This is a genomic window from Amphibacillus indicireducens, from assembly GCF_039539605.1.
Lineage (GTDB): Bacteria > Bacillota > Bacilli > Bacillales > Amphibacillaceae > Amphibacillus > Amphibacillus indicireducens.
This window is the reverse complement of the sequence record NZ_BAABDL010000058.1, coordinates 16,927-33,462: the sequence shown is the minus strand read 5'-3', so window position 1 is coordinate 33,462 and position 16,536 is coordinate 16,927. Positions and strand designations below refer to the sequence as shown.

Below are 16,536 nucleotides of genomic sequence, written 5' to 3'. Positions count from 1 at the left end.
AAGTTTTTTTGTGGTTAATAGCATTAAATCAATAAAAACGGAAGTTTTTACTTATAAATTTTTGACAATACGACTATTAGTTAGGGGGAGCAGATATTATGAGATATGATCCATATGATATACCATTAATTAATGAATTATACAACTATCGAAACGATGGCAATAGGGTGATTTCTTCCTTTTCTTCAGGGGAAATTAAGGTGTTTTATTGTGAGCCTACTCTTCTTGAAGAGGTATTGTTATATGTTGATGGAAATAATACTTTTGAAGAAATTGAAAAAAATTTAAAAGATAGATACTCAATGCAAGAAGTTAGAAATTTTCTACTAACTATTTTGAATGAAGGGGTTATAAAGATTCCTCAAACTAACTCTACAACCAAAAAACCGCCAAAAACCTTAGTGATAGGGGATGGTGCATTGAGTGACGAATTCGATAAGATTAAAGAATGTTTTCGTATAACTACCGTTAACTTTCTCGAGGATACTTTTATTTGCAATTTTGATGCGGCTATATTTGCACCGTCTGATTGCACATATGCAGATTTATTAAGTGTAAATGAAAAATTATATAGGTATAATAAGCCTTTTGTCCAAATTAATTTTAACGGTATTGATATTATGGTAGGACCGTTAGTTGTGCCTAAAAAAAAGTGTCTGCTTGGAATGCATTATAAGTTCTAAGCTCAAAAATATAAATACTCATATTTCTTGTGATGAAAAGATAGGGATTAATGACTTAAAAAGTCTTAAATATTCACATAGTATTTCATTGGAATTTGAAGAGAGTGTTATATCGTACTTGGTTAATAAAGTATACACTGAAATAACAAGCCATTTTAACGGCTTGTCGTCAGAACTTATAAACTGCCAATACTTCTTTAAAACCACATCTTTGAGTCTAGACAAAGAAGTAAAGTTGCCAACCACTCACTGCGATTTTTGCAAAGGAATCAACAAAAATTACATTAAAATTAACACGGAGCCAGCTTTAAACGAGATTTTAGACACAAACTCTACCCACCTATCCTATGATACCGTTAAATACCAAACAGGCGGTATTCGTTCAAAAACCAAAAGTGAAACCAAGGAAATACTAGATAAGGATCTTAAAAAGCTAGGATCTAAAATTAGGATTGAGTTTGATGATGGTAACCCTTTTAAAGATATTACACCTTCATTTAGTGCATATTCCGATGAAATGAGTACATCCGATTTATCATATATCCTAAGACCTGATAGGGGGGCAGGCAAGGGTCTTACAAAATCTCAAGCTTATTTTTCTGCAGGTTTTGAGATGATAGAACATATTAGTAGACAATACACAGGTGATGTCCCAGTTGTTGCCGCTAAATACAAAGATGTAAAGACGCTTGCTATAGATATGCCATACTTAGCTAGCACGATAATGAACAAAAATACGGCTTACGAAAAGTTTGATGAAAATATCGAAACCGATTGGGTTGTTGCAACTTCCCTATCTGGTGCGGGTAAAAAGTTAGTGCCAGCTTTTTTAGTTTTTATGTTTGACGTTGAACTTAAGGGTGCACTGTTTGGAACAGCGTCAACGGGGGTTGCGTCAGGTGCAACATTAGAGGATGCTATATTACATGGACTTTTTGAGGTCATTGAGCATGATGCTTGGCTTATAGGTCAATCCAACCCGTATGTATTACCTATAGTTGACTATACGAGTTCAAGTAGTGCGAAAGTAAAAGAAATAGTAGCAAAGGTTAAATCCATGGGATACGACATTATAACACGTGACTATACCAATGATTTGACGATTCCTGTATTTAGAACCTATGTAACAAATAGAGAAAATTTCTCGCAGTATTCTTATAACGGATTTGGGTGTCATATATCACCAGAAATAGCACTTGAACGTTCTATTACAGAAGCTACACAGTTTTGCGATTCTCTTTTTGGAGGTAGTAAATCTAACTCAATAACTAGGAGTGTTTTGTCTACAAGTCTAGTTAATCTTTATAATCAGCATTTTTTAGTAAATAAGGATGTACTGGGCAAAACAGATAAGGAAACAGTAATAGGAAAGCCAGTTTTTGAATTTAACAGCTCCTATGATTTAATTCAAAAAATAACGAGTCTAATTAAAGATAAAATTGGTGGAGATGTTTATTATGTTGAATTGACCAAGCCGGACATGAACGTTAAAGTTGTCAGAACCATAGTAACTGGCGAAATTCAAAGAATGAATCATCCAATAATCTCGGCCAGCAAAAGATTGTTTGAATTTGGTGTTAGATGTGGCTATAGCGATAAAAAGATGACATATGAAGAGTTATTTATGGGTGATTATCAGCATTAGATATCAATGCTTTATATAAAAATATTATAGAGGGGGCATGATTTAATGTTAAAAACAAGAAAATACAAATGGATTGATATACTGCGTATTCCTTTTGAAATTTCCCCATTATTGCTAGTGGCATTTGTTTTATTGGAACTCACACAGGCTCTAATATCCACATTTGCGATTGTTTTTGCAACGTCTTTTTTTGTAGATACTGCTTTTGCAGTAATTGCAGATGAATTGATAGTAAGTACAGTATATGCCCCACTTGGAGCGTTGCTAGGTGTTGTTGCTATAAGTAATATATTTGATCATCTTTTGGGGTTATTGCAATCGCGACTTAAAATTGTTATAGAGTTTAAGCTTGAACCTACTATTTTAGACACACGGGCAAGTCTGAAATATAAATATATTGAAGACTCGGATACTTGTGAACTCGTGGAGCGTTTATCTGAAGGTATTGTTGAAAACATGCTGAATGGTGTACGTGCTTTCACTACAGTTGCTCGTAGTATTGTTTCGATAGCTGCAATTTTGTCCTTGATTCTGACACAGGTTTGGTGGGCAACAATATTGATTGCCATTTTGAGTATACCTTTGCTTTGGATGTCACTTAAGGCTGGGGGTAAAAACTACAATGCTTGGATGGAAGCTTGGCCTTACGAACGTCGCTTTAGCTATTATAGCGATGATATCTTGACTAGTCGTGAAGCCACACAGGAGCGTACTCTTTTTGGGTATGCGGACTATATTGTAAATCTCCATGGTGAGCACTTTGAAATAGCTAGAAAAATACAGGAAAAGGTAGCGATTAGAACAAAAATGGCTATGGAGGCTACTGGTATTTTTATGTCGGTTATTGCTTTACTTATATCATTTACTCTTATAAAGCCTGTTATAGCTGGGACTTTAAACCCTGGTATGTTCATGGGAATTGTTGCAGCTGTTTTTACAATGGCTACATCCATTGGAGGGACGTTACAAGAGGCAGCAAAAAACCTTTCATATGCTAAGAGGTGTATGGATGATTTGACGGCGTTTATGGCTCTGGATTTACAGGAGGGTGCAACTGATTTGCCTGATAAAATACCACCAGTTTTTGAGAGACTGTCCTTCAAAAATGTGTGGTTTAAGTATCCAAATGCAGAAAACTACGCCTTACGCAATGTATCATTTGATATTGAGGTCGGTAATCACTTTGCTTTTGTCGGTGCAAATGGATCGGGTAAAACTACCATTATTAAGCTTCTAACGGGGCTATATGATGTATATGACGGAGAGATTTTAATTAACGGAAAGGAACTTCGTACATATGAAGCATCTACTTTAAAGGCTATGTTTTCAGTTGTATATCAGGATTTTTCTAGATATGAGATTTCTCTTGCGGATAATATTGCCCTTGGTAATACTTCAGAAAATGTAAGTATCGAAGATATTCATAAAGTTACTGATAAGGTTGCCTTGACAGATACAATTACAAATTTGAAAGATGGATTACGCACACCTCTCGGAAAAATTGACAAGGACGGTTCAGACCTATCAGGTGGACAGTGGCAAAAAGTAGCTATTGCACGCTCGTTAATAAGCCCAGCACCTATAAAGATTTTGGATGAACCAACGGCTGCCTTGGATCCAATTGCGGAAAGTAGAATTTATCAAGAATTTGAAGAGCTTATGAGAGGTAAAACTACAATTTTTATCAGCCACCGTCTAGGTTCTACCAAGTTGGCCAATGAAATTTTGGTAATAGAGAGCGGAGAAATTACTGAGAGAGGAACCCATAATAAATTAATTAAAATGAGGGGCGTATATGCTAAAATGTTCGAATTGCAGAGGAGGTGGTATGAGTGATACGCAAAAGATACAAGTATGGACTTGTATACCTTGTGTTCCGGTCTGTTTTACAGTATATCAAGGCCTCCAAAGGTTGGGCTGTGTTAGAACATGGTGTTACAGTACTTAGTTCTCTTTCGTGGATAGTAGGGATTTTAGTCACGCAACAATTATTTGACTTAATCACTGAGGCGAGCATGGGTTATGCCAGCTATTTGCAGGTAGGGATTGCATTGGGCGCAATGGCAGCTGTAACAATAGGTCAACAGGTGCTTAGGGGGATTGATCAGTACTTGCTAGGTTATGTATCGTATAAAAATGTTGGTAAGTTTATGTCAAAACTTATGCTAAAGCTTAGTCGCGTATCAGCAAAGCATTTTGAAGATCCCAATTTTTTGGACAACATAGATAAATCGAAAAGGTGTATAGAGTATGAGGCCTTAGGAAGTTTTTCTACCAATTGCTTGCGTGTGTTCACGTATTATGGTGTATTTTTTGTATCTGTATCCATTTATTTTTTTGGACTATCGCCCCTGCTCCCTTTAGTGATTTTCCTGTCATTTGTACCAGCGATTTTGGGACAATTAGTTCAGGTGAAGGTGTTTACAGGGTTAGAGAATGAAAGTGCGCCTCTTCGCCGCCAGTATACTTACTATAAAAAAGCTATATCAAGCCAACTGTCCTTCAAAGAAACTCGTATACTTGGGGCTTTTGGTTTCTTTAGGAACCTTTTCAGTAATACATTGTTATTATTGACAACAAAGACGTGGAAAGTAGAGCGAAAAGCAGCTATTATCCGATTAATTCTTGGTTTGGTTTCATTTATTGGATTCGGAGTATCCACTCTAATACTCTTTAATTCGACTATGTCTGGAGAAATTAGTATTGGTACCTTTGTAGCGATTTTTGGAGTACTTTCACAAATTTTTTCTATGGCGGAGGAACTAGTATCAACACAATTTAGTCAAGGTAGTGAAACCATAGGTAAAATTGAAAAATACTATAGATTGATGGATATGGAGGAAGTAGATGGAGAAGAGGCTGTTATTAACTTCTCAAAAGGAATTGTAGCAAAAGATGTGGATTTTGCTTACCCTGGAACAAATAAAATAGCAGTGCAAGATGCAACGATCACTATTTCAGAGGGTGAAACAATTGCCATTGTGGGCGAGAACGGTGCTGGTAAATCCACCTTGGTTCGCCTACTTGTTGGGCTCTACCGTCCCGATAATGGTACAGTAGAAATAGGTGGACTAAATAGTAGCAATACACACCCTAGTTCAATTTTCAGAGAAACTTCGGGGGTTTTTCAACATTTTCTGTGTTATAAGATGACATTAGCGGAAAATGTAGCGATCAGCAATACGAAAGAAATTCAAAATCATGACAATATACAAAGAGTTCTTCAAGATTGTGATTTTGACGACGGCTCTATCACACTTGACACAATGCTTTCAACTGAATTTGGTGGCATTGACCTTTCTGGAGGACAGTGGCAGCGAATAGCCATAGCTCGTGGACTTTATAAAACAAATAGCCTCATTGTGCTTGACGAACCAACCGCTGCTATAGATCCCATTAAGGAAGAACGAGTTTATAGCCAGTTTAGGCGTTTATCGAAAGATAAATGTACCATTTTGGTAACACATCGTCTTGCTTCGGCCAAATTTGCTAATCGAATTGTAGTAATGGACAAGGGGAAGATTGTTGATGTTGGGTGTCATGACGAATTGATTAAGCGTAAGGGGAAGTATGCAACAATGTGGGAAGCACAGTCTACTTGGTATGTGAATAGAGATAATTAGTTATATAGATTCTGAACAACGAAGGGCCTACTGACAAAGCCTGACTCATCTATTTCAAAAATCCCATCCATACTAGTCTAAGCTTTCTTTCCGCTCCTTCCTTTACACCAATATAATTGAGCCCGGCTTGATCAATAACGACCATAAAGGTTTAAATGCTAGATTAGTAAATGACAAATAATTTTCAATAAAAGTTTGCTTTTCTTTGGTACTATAACTAGGTGGACCTGGAAGAATTGATATAACCCTAGATTATTCACAGCCCTATCATAAACCCTTAAGAAACTGCATCAAATCAATAAACAAAGTACATTCTTTTTTCCATTAATTTAAAAGAAAAGAAGCCCATTCTTTGATATTGTATCTGTAGACTACCTAGAACATCCTAATCATGATGTCATCATTCAAAAGATTTTCCAACATATTTCAGGTTACCATACAGACGACCATATGGATGAATTAAAACATGAACCGATATTTACCACGATTCTGGCTAAGAGACGATTAAATTCACAACCGACTCTATCACGTTTAAATTAGACGTTTGATCAAGAAACGATGAAAAAGCTCAATCAAAAATTTGAATCGACGGATTCAAACGCTTAAGCCAAGTATGCATTTTGTTTTTGATTTGGATTCAGCCAAATTTTACGACCTGTGGTCATCAATACGGCACAGCCTGCAATGCCCATTATCAAACAAACGGTTATCACCCGCTTGTGTTATTTGATGGCTTAAGCGCGTTACACCACCTTCAAACTATGTAACAGTTGTTTATACAAAAAACAATTTTTAAGGAATTACTTGCAAACAAAAACTGCAGGGCTAATTGTTAACTCAAATAATTAGTCCTGCAGTCCAATTTTAAACAACCCCAATATCCGTCCGATAAAAGAAATTCTCAGTTTTTTCGATTGTTTTCAAGTATTGATAAACTTTTTCGTTTGCTTCCATTAAGCTCTTTTGGACAGAGCCGACTAATAAGACACGCCCACCATTTGAAACGAGTTGCGAATGACTATTGAGTGTTGTTCCCGCATGAATCAAGTAGCCATCCTCGATCTCACGAAGTTCTGGCACAAACAAACCGTTCCGATAAGTTTGCGGATAACCACTCGAAGCTACAACAGTCCCAACCGCATAAGCATCTCTCCATCTAAGCTCAGGATCAACGCCCATAGCAACCGCTTCAATCACATCAATTAAATCATTTTCTAACAACGGAAGCACAACCTGCGTCTCAGGATCACCAAACCGTGCATTAAACTCAATCACCTTAATGCCATCTTTCGTCTGAATCAAGCCCGCATATAAAACTCCCGTATACGCGCGCCCCTCCTCAACCATCGCCTTTGCAACAGGCTTCAAAACAGAATCAACTGCAAACTTCAGATCAGCCTCAGACACATCCGGCACAGGCGCAAAAGCACCCATTCCACCCGTATTTGGCCCCTGATCCCCGTCAAATGCCCGCTTATAATCACGCGCTGGAATCATCGGATAAACTGCCACACCCTCAACAAAAGCAAACAAAGAAAACTCTTTGCCAAGTAAAAATTCCTCAATCACGATTTGCGCACCCGCATCGCCAAAGCGGTTGCTCTCAAGCATCTCGTCGACTGCCTGATACGCTTCCTGCTCGGTCATCGCAACAACAACACCCTTACCTTCAGCTAACCCATCTGCTTTGACAACGATCGGCGCACCCTTTTCTTTAATGTACGCCTTTGCACTGACTGAATCGGTAAACGTCTCGAATTCAGCTGTTGGCACTTGATACTTTTTCATTAAATTTTTCGAAAAATCTTTACTGCTTTCAATTAGAGCGGCGCGCTTCGTTGGCCCGAATATTTTTAAATCTTCCGCTCGAAACCAATCGACAATGCCTTGTGATAGTGGTAATTCTGGTCCAACAATTGTCCAATCAATTTGTGCTTGTTTAGCAAATTGAACAAGCTCCTCAATTGCGTCAATCTCGATCTTAACACACGTCGCTTCACTTTGCATGCCGGCATTTCCCGGTGCAACAAAAATATTTGTAACTCGTTCTGACTGCTTTAGTTTTTTGACGAGCATGTGCTCTCGTCCTCCAGATCCAATAACTAGCACGTTCATTTGATTTCCCCCATTTTTTTTAGAATCAAAAGACTAGCAAACGATCAATCATTCATTTTAATGTTTAAAGTGACGCATCCCTGTCATCACCATGACAATGCCGTATTTGTTACACATATCGATGGACTCTTGATCACGCTTCGAGCCACCTGGTTGAATAATCGCTTTAATCCCGGCTTTAGCTGCATTTTCAACGGTGTCTGGCATCGGAAAGAACGCATCCGATGCTAAAACGGCACCTTCAGCTTTCTCACCTGCCTGTTCGAAGGCAATTTTAGCTGCACCGACACGGTTCATCTGGCCCGCTCCGACACCGATCGTTTGATTATCCTTAGCAACGACAATCGCATTTGACTTCACATGCTTAACGACTTTCCAAGCAAAGAGTAGTTCTTCTAGTTGCTCGGCTGTCGGCGCTTTATCTGTAACAAGTTTTAAATCATCTGCTTCAATCCGGCCAAGATCACGATTTTGGACGAGTAAACCGCCACGGACACTGACAACCTTCTTCGAATCAAATTGATCCGGTTCAACAGACGTTGCTAATAATCTTAAGTTTGGCTTTTTCGCTAATAACTCAAGTGCATCTTCAGCAAAACTTGGTGCAATAATAATTTCCAAGAAAATTTCTGCTAATTTTTCAGCAGTCACCAAATCAACTTCTCGATTTAAAGCAATGATTCCACCGAAGATTGAGATTGGATCAGCATCATATGCTTTTTGAAAAGCTTGCTCAATCGTATTCCCAATCCCGACCCCACATGGGTTCATGTGTTTAACAGCGACAGCCGCAGGTTGCTCGCTAAATTCCATCACAATTTCCAGTGCTGCATTGGCATCTTGAATGTTGTTATAAGAGAGCTCTTTACCGTTCAATTGCTTCGCATGGGCAATCGAGCCACCTTTAATAGCCGCTTCTTTATAGAACGCTGCCGATTGGTGTGGGTTTTCCCCGTAACGTAATGTATCAACTTTTTCATACGTAAGCGTTAATGCTTCTAGGTCTGTTTCTTCGGTTAATTCGGTAAAATACTCCGCAATTAAAGCATCATATTGTGCCGTGTGGCGGAATACTTTAGCAGCTAGTTTTTTTCTAAGTTCGACTGAATCTTGGCCCAGATGATCAAGTACTTGTTGGTAATCTGCTGGATCAACAACAACTGTGACCGACGCAAAGTTTTTCGCTGCCGCTCGGAGCATTGTCGGCCCACCGATATCGATATTTTCAATTGCATCTTGTTCGGTTATATCTGGTTTAGCGATCGTTTCTTTGAATGGATATAAATTAACGGCAACGAGATCAATCGGTGTGATATCGAATTGTTCTAGTTGCTCTTGATGTTCTGGTAATTCTCGGCGTGCAAGTAGCCCGCCATGAATCTTTGGATGCAGTGTTTTAACCCGTCCGTCTAAAATTTCTTCAAAGTTTGTCACTGCTGATACAGGTAGGACCTCTAATCCTGCGTCTTGTAGTGCACTTAGCGTACCACCCGTTGAAATCAATTGATAGTTTGCTTTAATTAGTCCTTGGGCAAAGTCTACTAAACCTGTTTTATCTGATACGCTCAGTAATGCTCTCTTTTTCAAAATGAATCCCCCTCTAAAATTAATCTTTGAATCGTTTTTGGATAGAGTTCGTGTTCGATTTTTTGAATGGCTGTTTGTAGTTCTTCTCTGGTCATTCCCGGTTTAACTCGGACGGATTCTTGGGCGATGATTTCACCTGTGTCCATCCCAGAATCAACGTAATGAATCGTTGTTCCTGAAAGCTTAACCCCTGCTTCAAGTGCTTGACCGACCGCATCTAAGCCTGGAAATGCTGGGAGAAGGGACGGGTGAATATTAATGATTCGGCGTTGATATTGATTTAATAAAGTTGGTCCAACTAAGCGCATATAGCCAGCAAGCACAATCCAATCGACTTGATGTGCTTGGAGTTCATTAACAATTTCTGTTTCAAATTCGCACTTATTTTGATAATCTTTCGGGTCAAAAATAAATTTAGCTAACTGATTTTCGTCTGCCTTTTCAATCACTTTCGCTCCAGGTTGATCAGAAACGAGTAAAACAATCTCAGCATCAAGTTCACCTGTTTTGATCGCTTGATCAATTGCTTGATAGTTACTACCTGTCCCGGAAGCAAAAATCGCTAAGCGTGTTTTAGCGCTCAACAAGCTTCACCCCTGACTTATCAATGACTCGACCGATTAAATAGGCTGTCTCACCGCTGGCATTCAACGTCGCTAATGCCTGATCAACTTGTTCTTCGTCAACAACGACAACCATGCCAACACCCATATTAAAGACACCTAATGCTTGCTCAATCGTTAAATTAGCTTGCTCTTGTAAATAAGTTAAAATCGCTGGAATTTCCCAACGATTAAGCCAAACTTCAGCTCCTAGTTGATCAGGCAAAACACGTGGTAAGTTTTCATAAAATCCACCACCGGTAATGTGGCTAATTCCTTTAATTTCAACTGCTTTTTTCAATTGCTTAATCGCTTGGTGATAAATTTTTGTTGGCTCTAATAGAGCTTCGCCAATTGTTGTCGTTAATTCACTCGGCTGATCGGTTAATTTCAAGCCTTGATCAGTTAAAATTTTTCGAACTAAGGAAAAGCCATTTGAATGAACGCCACTTGATGACAAGCCGATTAAAGCGTCACCAGCTTTAATTTTTTCACCTGTAATTAAATCAGGCTTATTGGCAATCCCAACAACAAATCCCGCTAAATCGTATTCACCATTCTGATACATGCCAGGCATCTCAGCTGTTTCACCACCGATTAAAGCAGCACCACTCTCAACACAGCCATCAGCAATTCCTTTAACAATTTGCTCAATTTTTTCAGGGTGATTTTTTCCACAAGCGATATAATCGAGGAAGAATAATGGATCAGCACCTTGAGCAACGATATCATTAACACACATTGCGACAAGATCAATACCAACTGTATCATGGCGATCAAGTTCAAAAGCAAGTTTTAGCTTTGTGCCAACACCATCTGTTCCAGAAACAAGTACAGGTTCTTGATAGCTAAATCCGGTTAAATCGAATAAACCTGCAAAAGCACCAACACCACCGATCACTTCTGTTCGATTCGTTCGATTAATGTGTTTTTTCATTAGTTCAACAGCTTGATAGCCTGCTTCGACATCGACACCAGCCGCTTTATAAACATCACTCATGCTCCTGCTCCTTTTCCATTCGCATTTACTTCCCTTGGGTAGATTTCAGTTGGATATCTCCCCGTAAAACAGGCTTTACAAATGCCTGTTTCAATTGAGTCTTCATCGACGAGTGCATTTTCAAGTCCCTCAACAGACAAAAATGCTAAACTATCTGCGCCAATCTTTTCAGCCATTTCTTCGATTGAATATTGAGAGGCAAGTAAATCCTCACTAGCCGTCGTATCCACTCCATAGAAGCATGGATTTTTAATTGGAGGTGAAGCAATCCGCACGTGCACTTCAGTTGCACCCGCTTCTTTTAGGAGCCGAACAATTCGCATGCTCGTTGTGCCTCTAACAATTGAGTCGTCAATCATGACAACTCGCTTGCCATTAACGATCCCTCGAACTGGAGACAATTTCATTTTCACGCCTTCTTCACGTGATGATTGATTTGGTTCAATAAATGTTCGCCCGATATAACGGTTTTTTATTAAGCCAAGCTCATACGGAATACCTGATTCTTCTGCATAACCAATCGCTGCTGAAATACTTGAATCGGGAACGCCTGTAACAACGTCCGCTTCGATACTCGCTTCTTTTGCAAGTTGCTTACCCATTAGTTTTCGACTTGCATGAACATTAATTCCGTTCAAGTCACTATCTGGTCGTGAAAAATAGACATACTCCATCGAGCAAAGCGCCCGTTGCATTGGGGATGCGAACATCGTGCTGTTCAGTCCATTTTTATCGATTACAATCAGTTCACCAGGTTTCACTTCACGAACGTACTCAGCACCGACTAAATCAAAGGCACACGTTTCAGACGCAACAACATAAGCATCATCAACTTTTCCAATTGATAGTGGTCTTAAGCCATAAGGGTCAAGGGCGACAAACAACTGATCTTCCGTTAATAAGACAAAAGCATACGCACCTTTAACCATTCCAAGTGCTTGTTTAATCGCTTCTTCTAAAGCAAGATATCCACCTCGCTTAATTAAATGAGCGATAATTTCGGTATCTGATGTCGTCTGTAAAATGCTCCCCTGCGCTTCAAGCTGTGACCTTAAGGCGAAATCGTTAACGATTTCACCATTATGAGCCAGTGCCATGCTTGAGATTTGCGAACGAAACAGGAGTGGCTGAACATTTTCAAAACCACTCTGTTCTTCTGTGGCATAACGGACATGACCGATTGCACTCGTTCCTTTCAACGTAGCTAAATTTTGCTCATTAAAAATAGAATTGACTAATCCAACTCCTTTATGAATCGAGAGTTGCTCACCATTGCTCGTAACAATCCCAGCACCTTGTTGGCCTCGATGTTGTAAGGCGTGTAAGCCATAAAAAGTGAGTTCAGCTGCTCGTTCATGCCCGAAGATCGCAAACAAGCCACATTCTTCATTTAAACCTTTGAGTTCAGCAAGCATGGAATAGCTCCTTTCCAAGCTTTTTCAAGTTGAGCAATCGACTGATTAATAACCGTATTCTCACCAACTGTAATCTCAAGTTTTTCCCGGTTTGTCACATGCCCAATAATTGTTGCCTCTGCGACTGTTTGCAAAAATGCTTCAACTTGATCAGGCGCAACAGTTACAATGAAACGCGATTGTGACTCACTAAATAATAGCGTCGTTGCATCACCTGATAGCTTCACATCAGCGCCTAACGCATCCGTTCCAAACAAACTTTCAGCAAGTGCAACAGCTAAGCCACCTTCTGATAGATCATGAGCTGACTGGACAAGCCCTGATTGAATCGCAGTTAACAGTTGCTCTTGTCGCTGTTTCTCAATCGCTAAATCAATGCTTGGTGCTTTACCAAAATAGTTCGCTTCTAAGAGATTTTGTAGTTCACTGCCACCGAACTCAGCTTTAGTTTTACCAATTAATAAAATAACGTCTTCTGCTTGTTTAAAAGATAAGGTTGTAATATCTGTTAATGAACGATGTAAACCGACCATTCCGACAATTGGCGTTGGGAAAATTGGTGTACCTGCTTTTTCGTTATACAACGAGACGTTACCACTAACGACAGGTGTATTAAGCGCAACACTTGCTTTCGCCATTCCTGCAACGCTTTTCTCCATCGCCCAATACGTTTCTGGTTTGTCTGGATTGCCAAAATTAAGTCCGTCCGTTAAAGCGAGTGGTTTTGCACCTGAAGCAACAATATTTCTGGCTGCTTCTGCAACGGCAATTTGACCACCAACTTCAGGATCTAAATAAATATAGCGTGAATTACAATCCGTTGTTAGCGCAATTGCTTTATCAAACCCACGAATCCGAAGTACAGCAGCATCTGACCCGGGTCCAACAACAGTATTAACTTGTGCCATTGAATCAAATTGCTGATAGACCGATTCTTTACTTGCAATTGTAGGTTGCTGTAATAATTCAATTAATGTCCGTTCATAATCAGTCACTTCTGGATAATAATTTGGTAACGCTTGAAACTCCTGATAATATTCAGGTTCTTTCGCTTCTTTATAATAGACTGGTGCATCCTCTGCTAATGGATCAACAGGAATATCACAAACGATCTCCCCGTTATGTACTAATCTAAATTGTTGATCGTCAGTCACTTTACCAATCGCAACAGCTTTAAGATCATACTTTTCAAATAGATCGTAAATCTCTTGTTCATGACCTTGTTTAACAACGAGTAACATCCGTTCTTGCGATTCGGATAACATCATTTCATATGCCGTCATATTCGCTTCACGTTGGGGAACTAAATTTAAATTAAGCTCCATTCCCATGCCAGCCTTACTCGCCATTTCACTCGCTGATGAAGTCAGACCTGCTGCTCCCATATCCTGCATGCCGATTAACGCGTCTGAATGGATCACTTCAAGACAAGCATCGATCAATAGTTTTTCAACAAAAGGATCACCCGCCTGAATATCGGATCCTTGACCTGTACCGTCTTCAGCTAATTCAACAGATGAAAAAGTCGCCCCATGAATCCCGTCACGACCGGTTTTTGCACCAACGTAAATAACCGTATTACCAACACCTGTTGCAACCCCTTTTTGAATATCCTTCTGCTCAATTAAGCCAACACCCATCGCATTGACTAAAGGATTGCCTTCATAACAATCATCAAATTGAATCTCACCACCAACTGTTGGCACACCGAGCCGATTGCCATAACCAGCAATGCCACGGACGACTTCTTTAAACAAATATTTGGTCCGTTCTAAATCTAGGCGGCCAAATCGAAGTGAGTTTAGTGCTGCGATCGGTTTTGCACCCATTGAAAAAATGTCACGCATAATACCACCGACACCAGTTGCTGCCCCTTCGTAAGGCTCGATTGCTGAAGGTGAGTTATGACTTTCGATTTTAAAGACAAGCCCCTGTCCATCACCGATGTCAACAATACCAGCACCTTCACCAGGCCCTTGAATAACTTGTGGCCCTTCACTCGAAAATTTCCGTAACAACGGTTTTGATGTTTTATAGCTACAATGCTCAGACCACATGACGGAAAAAATCCCCGTCTCCGTGTAATTTGGTTTCCGGCCGATAATCTTAACAATTGATTGATACTCATCATCCGTCAAACCCATTTCATGATATTTTTTTTCTTGTTCAATGACCTCTGGTGTAGGCTCAAGCTTCTGTGACATGGTTTTCCCCCCAATTTTCGATGATTGATTGAAACAGTTTCAATCCAGCTTCACTTCCTAAGAGTGTCGATGTTGCTCGTTCTGGATGTGGCATCATGCCAAGTACGTTGCCTGACTGATTGACGATTCCCGCAATATTTTCAATTGAACCATTTGGATTCTCTTGATAAGTAAAGACGATTTGTTGATTTATTCTTAACTGCTCAAGTGTTTGCTGATCACAATAATAACGGCCTTCTCCATGAGCAATCGGGATTGATACCACTTCATTTTTAGTATATTTTCCTGTGAATGGCGTTTGATTATTGCGAACAATCAGATTATTACTTTTGCAGACAAAATCAAGGCCTTTGTTTTGCAACATCGCACCAGGAAGTAAACCTGCTTCTAATAAGATTTGAAAGCCATTGCCAACACCAAGAATCAATTGACCTTGATCTGCTCGTTCTTTCAATTCTGTTAAAATCGCCGTTCGAGCCGCTAAAGCGCCAGCTCTTAAATAATCACCGTATGAAAAACCACCTGAAAGCATAATTAAATCGTAGTCTGCTAAGTTGTTAGTTTTATACCAGATTCGATCAACATCGCCTGGCAACACTTCACTAGCAATCTCATACAAATCATCCGTCGATCCTGGAAAAACAATTACCGCGCTTTTCACTCGTCACCACGCTCCTCGAGTCTGTAACTGTATTCCTCCATCTCATGGTTGACGAGTAATTGATCACATAACGCTTCAACTTGCTCTTCAATATTGTCAGTTGTGGCAAAACTCAATTCGACTAATTTACCAACCCGTACACGCTCAACCCCGTCTACATCGTATTGATCAAGTACCTCTCCAATCGCTTGCCCTTGTGCATCAAGTACCCCTTTTTTCAACCTAATTTCGACTACCGCTTTAATCATTTGATCTCCCCCAATCGATTTAATATCTCTTGATAAACAGGAAGTAAATCTCCCGTCCCTTGACGAAAAACATCTTTATCTAAGCTCATTTCTGTTTCAAGATCCCAGAGCCTACACGTATCTGGTGAAATTTCATCTGCTAAAATAATCTCTCCATTTTGATTACGACCAAACTCAAGTTTAAAATCGACTAATTGAACATCGATCTGCTCAAAATATGGTCTTAACAGTTGATTAATCTTTAGCGCATAACCTTTAATTAACTCGATTTCTTCTTTCGTTGTATGCGTCAGTAAAAATGCATGTTGATCGTTAATAATTGGATCATCTAAAGCATCATTTTTATAATACAACTCAACTAATGCTGGTTGAAAAACGGTTTTTTCTTTAAATCCTAAGCGTTTGACAATACTCCCTGTCGCTAGATTTCTGACAACGACTTCAAGTGGAATGATTGACGTTTGTTCAACGAGTTGCTCAGTATCATTAAGTGATTTAATGAAATGGTTCGGAACATTTTCTTTAGTTAAATAGTCAAATATTTTGGCAGAGATCAAATTATTAAATCGGCCTTTTCCGGTAACGATCTCTTTCTTTTTACCATTAAAGGCTGTCGCTTGATCCTTATAGGATAAAATTAATTCGTTTGGTTCATTGGTAAGGTAAACGTGTTTTGCCTTTCCTTGATAGAGAAGCTCTTTTTTCATCAGACTGCACCCCTTAAGTGATGTTTACTAAGGGTTAGCACTCAAG

14 protein-coding genes are annotated in these 16,536 nt (G+C 39.3%); 5 read left to right on the top strand and 9 right to left on the bottom strand.

The window, feature by feature from the left end:
• Positions 1-98: 98 nt before the first annotated feature.
• The 5 genes from ABD814_RS05715 (at position 99) to ABD814_RS13305 (ending at position 6,491) form a co-directional block, all read left to right on the top strand.
• A complete protein-coding gene (locus tag ABD814_RS05715) occupies positions 99-683 on the top strand; it encodes a hypothetical protein (RefSeq protein ID WP_344911226.1) in 585 nt (194 codons plus the stop codon).
• The gene (locus ABD814_RS05710; RefSeq protein WP_344911225.1) at positions 661-2,328 is read left to right on the top strand and encodes a YcaO-like family protein; all 1,668 of its coding nucleotides are present in this window, start codon (positions 661-663) and stop codon (positions 2,326-2,328) included. The genes ABD814_RS05715 and ABD814_RS05710 overlap by 23 nt, the downstream gene beginning before the upstream one ends.
• 45 nt (positions 2,329-2,373) lie before the next feature.
• Complete coding sequence (locus tag ABD814_RS05705; protein WP_344911223.1) at positions 2,374-4,164, top strand: ABC transporter ATP-binding protein; 1,791 nt, start codon at positions 2,374-2,376, stop codon at positions 4,162-4,164.
• Entirely contained in the window at positions 4,161-5,951 is a 1,791-nt protein-coding gene (locus ABD814_RS05700; RefSeq protein WP_344911221.1) for an ABC transporter ATP-binding protein, read from the top strand. The genes ABD814_RS05705 and ABD814_RS05700 overlap by 4 nt, the downstream gene beginning before the upstream one ends.
• A 357-nt stretch (positions 5,952-6,308) precedes the next feature.
• On the top strand, positions 6,309-6,491 hold the full coding sequence (locus tag ABD814_RS13305) for a transposase (RefSeq protein WP_425549057.1): 183 nt from the start codon (positions 6,309-6,311) through the stop codon (positions 6,489-6,491).
• A 324-nt stretch (positions 6,492-6,815) separates the two neighbouring features.
• Here the strand turns inward: ABD814_RS13305 and purD are convergent, their stop codons facing one another.
• The 9 genes from purD to purC are packed head-to-tail and all read right to left on the bottom strand — an operon-like array spanning position 6,816 to position 16,490.
• A complete protein-coding gene (gene purD / locus ABD814_RS05695; RefSeq protein ID WP_344911219.1) occupies positions 6,816-8,066 on the bottom strand; it encodes a phosphoribosylamine--glycine ligase in 1,251 nt (416 codons plus the stop codon).
• 57 nt (positions 8,067-8,123) lie between these two features.
• Complete coding sequence (gene purH / locus ABD814_RS05690) at positions 8,124-9,653, bottom strand: bifunctional phosphoribosylaminoimidazolecarboxamide formyltransferase/IMP cyclohydrolase (protein ID WP_344911217.1); 1,530 nt, start codon at positions 9,651-9,653, stop codon at positions 8,124-8,126.
• Complete coding sequence (purN, locus tag ABD814_RS05685) at positions 9,650-10,237, bottom strand: phosphoribosylglycinamide formyltransferase (RefSeq protein WP_344911215.1); 588 nt, start codon at positions 10,235-10,237, stop codon at positions 9,650-9,652. The genes purH and purN overlap by 4 nt, the downstream gene beginning before the upstream one ends.
• Positions 10,227-11,255, bottom strand: coding sequence for a phosphoribosylformylglycinamidine cyclo-ligase (purM, locus tag ABD814_RS05680; protein WP_344911213.1), 1,029 nt, complete (start codon positions 11,253-11,255; stop codon positions 10,227-10,229). The genes purN and purM overlap by 11 nt, the downstream gene beginning before the upstream one ends.
• Positions 11,252-12,670, bottom strand: coding sequence for an amidophosphoribosyltransferase (purF, locus tag ABD814_RS05675; protein WP_344911211.1), 1,419 nt, complete (start codon positions 12,668-12,670; stop codon positions 11,252-11,254). Before purF ends, purM begins: the two co-directional genes overlap by 4 nt.
• On the bottom strand, positions 12,646-14,874 hold the full coding sequence (gene purL, locus ABD814_RS05670) for a phosphoribosylformylglycinamidine synthase subunit PurL (protein ID WP_344911209.1): 2,229 nt from the start codon (positions 14,872-14,874) through the stop codon (positions 12,646-12,648). Before purL ends, purF begins: the two co-directional genes overlap by 25 nt.
• Positions 14,858-15,535, bottom strand: a complete 678-nt coding sequence (purQ, locus tag ABD814_RS05665; protein ID WP_344911207.1) for a phosphoribosylformylglycinamidine synthase subunit PurQ — start codon at positions 15,533-15,535, stop codon at positions 14,858-14,860. The genes purL and purQ overlap by 17 nt, the downstream gene beginning before the upstream one ends.
• The gene (gene purS / locus ABD814_RS05660; protein WP_344911204.1) at positions 15,532-15,783 is read right to left on the bottom strand and encodes a phosphoribosylformylglycinamidine synthase subunit PurS; all 252 of its coding nucleotides are present in this window, start codon (positions 15,781-15,783) and stop codon (positions 15,532-15,534) included. The genes purQ and purS overlap by 4 nt, the downstream gene beginning before the upstream one ends.
• Positions 15,780-16,490, bottom strand: coding sequence for a phosphoribosylaminoimidazolesuccinocarboxamide synthase (purC, locus tag ABD814_RS05655; RefSeq protein WP_344911202.1), 711 nt, complete (start codon positions 16,488-16,490; stop codon positions 15,780-15,782). The genes purS and purC overlap by 4 nt, the downstream gene beginning before the upstream one ends.
• Between the last annotated feature and the right edge of the window lie 46 nt (positions 16,491-16,536).

What these genes read in the sequence shown, in the direction of transcription:
- ABD814_RS05715 (WP_344911226.1), top strand. Translation starts at nt 99, where the DNA reads ATGAGATATGATCCATATGATATACCATTAATTAATGAATTATACAAC.
- ABD814_RS05705 (WP_344911223.1), top strand. Translation starts at nt 2,374, where the DNA reads ATGTTAAAAACAAGAAAATACAAATGGATTGATATACTGCGTATTCCT.
- purD (WP_344911219.1), bottom strand. Translation starts at nt 8,066, where the DNA reads ATGAACGTGCTAGTTATTGGATCTGGAGGACGAGAGCACATGCTCGTC.
- purM (WP_344911213.1), bottom strand. Translation starts at nt 11,255, where the DNA reads ATGAGTGATGTTTATAAAGCGGCTGGTGTCGATGTCGAAGCAGGCTAT.
- purF (WP_344911211.1), bottom strand. Translation starts at nt 12,670, where the DNA reads ATGCTTGCTGAACTCAAAGGTTTAAATGAAGAATGTGGCTTGTTTGCG.
- purL (WP_344911209.1), bottom strand. Translation starts at nt 14,874, where the DNA reads ATGTCACAGAAGCTTGAGCCTACACCAGAGGTCATTGAACAAGAAAAA.
- purS (WP_344911204.1), bottom strand. Translation starts at nt 15,783, where the DNA reads ATGATTAAAGCGGTAGTCGAAATTAGGTTGAAAAAAGGGGTACTTGAT.
- purC (WP_344911202.1), bottom strand. Translation starts at nt 16,490, where the DNA reads ATGAAAAAAGAGCTTCTCTATCAAGGAAAGGCAAAACACGTTTACCTT.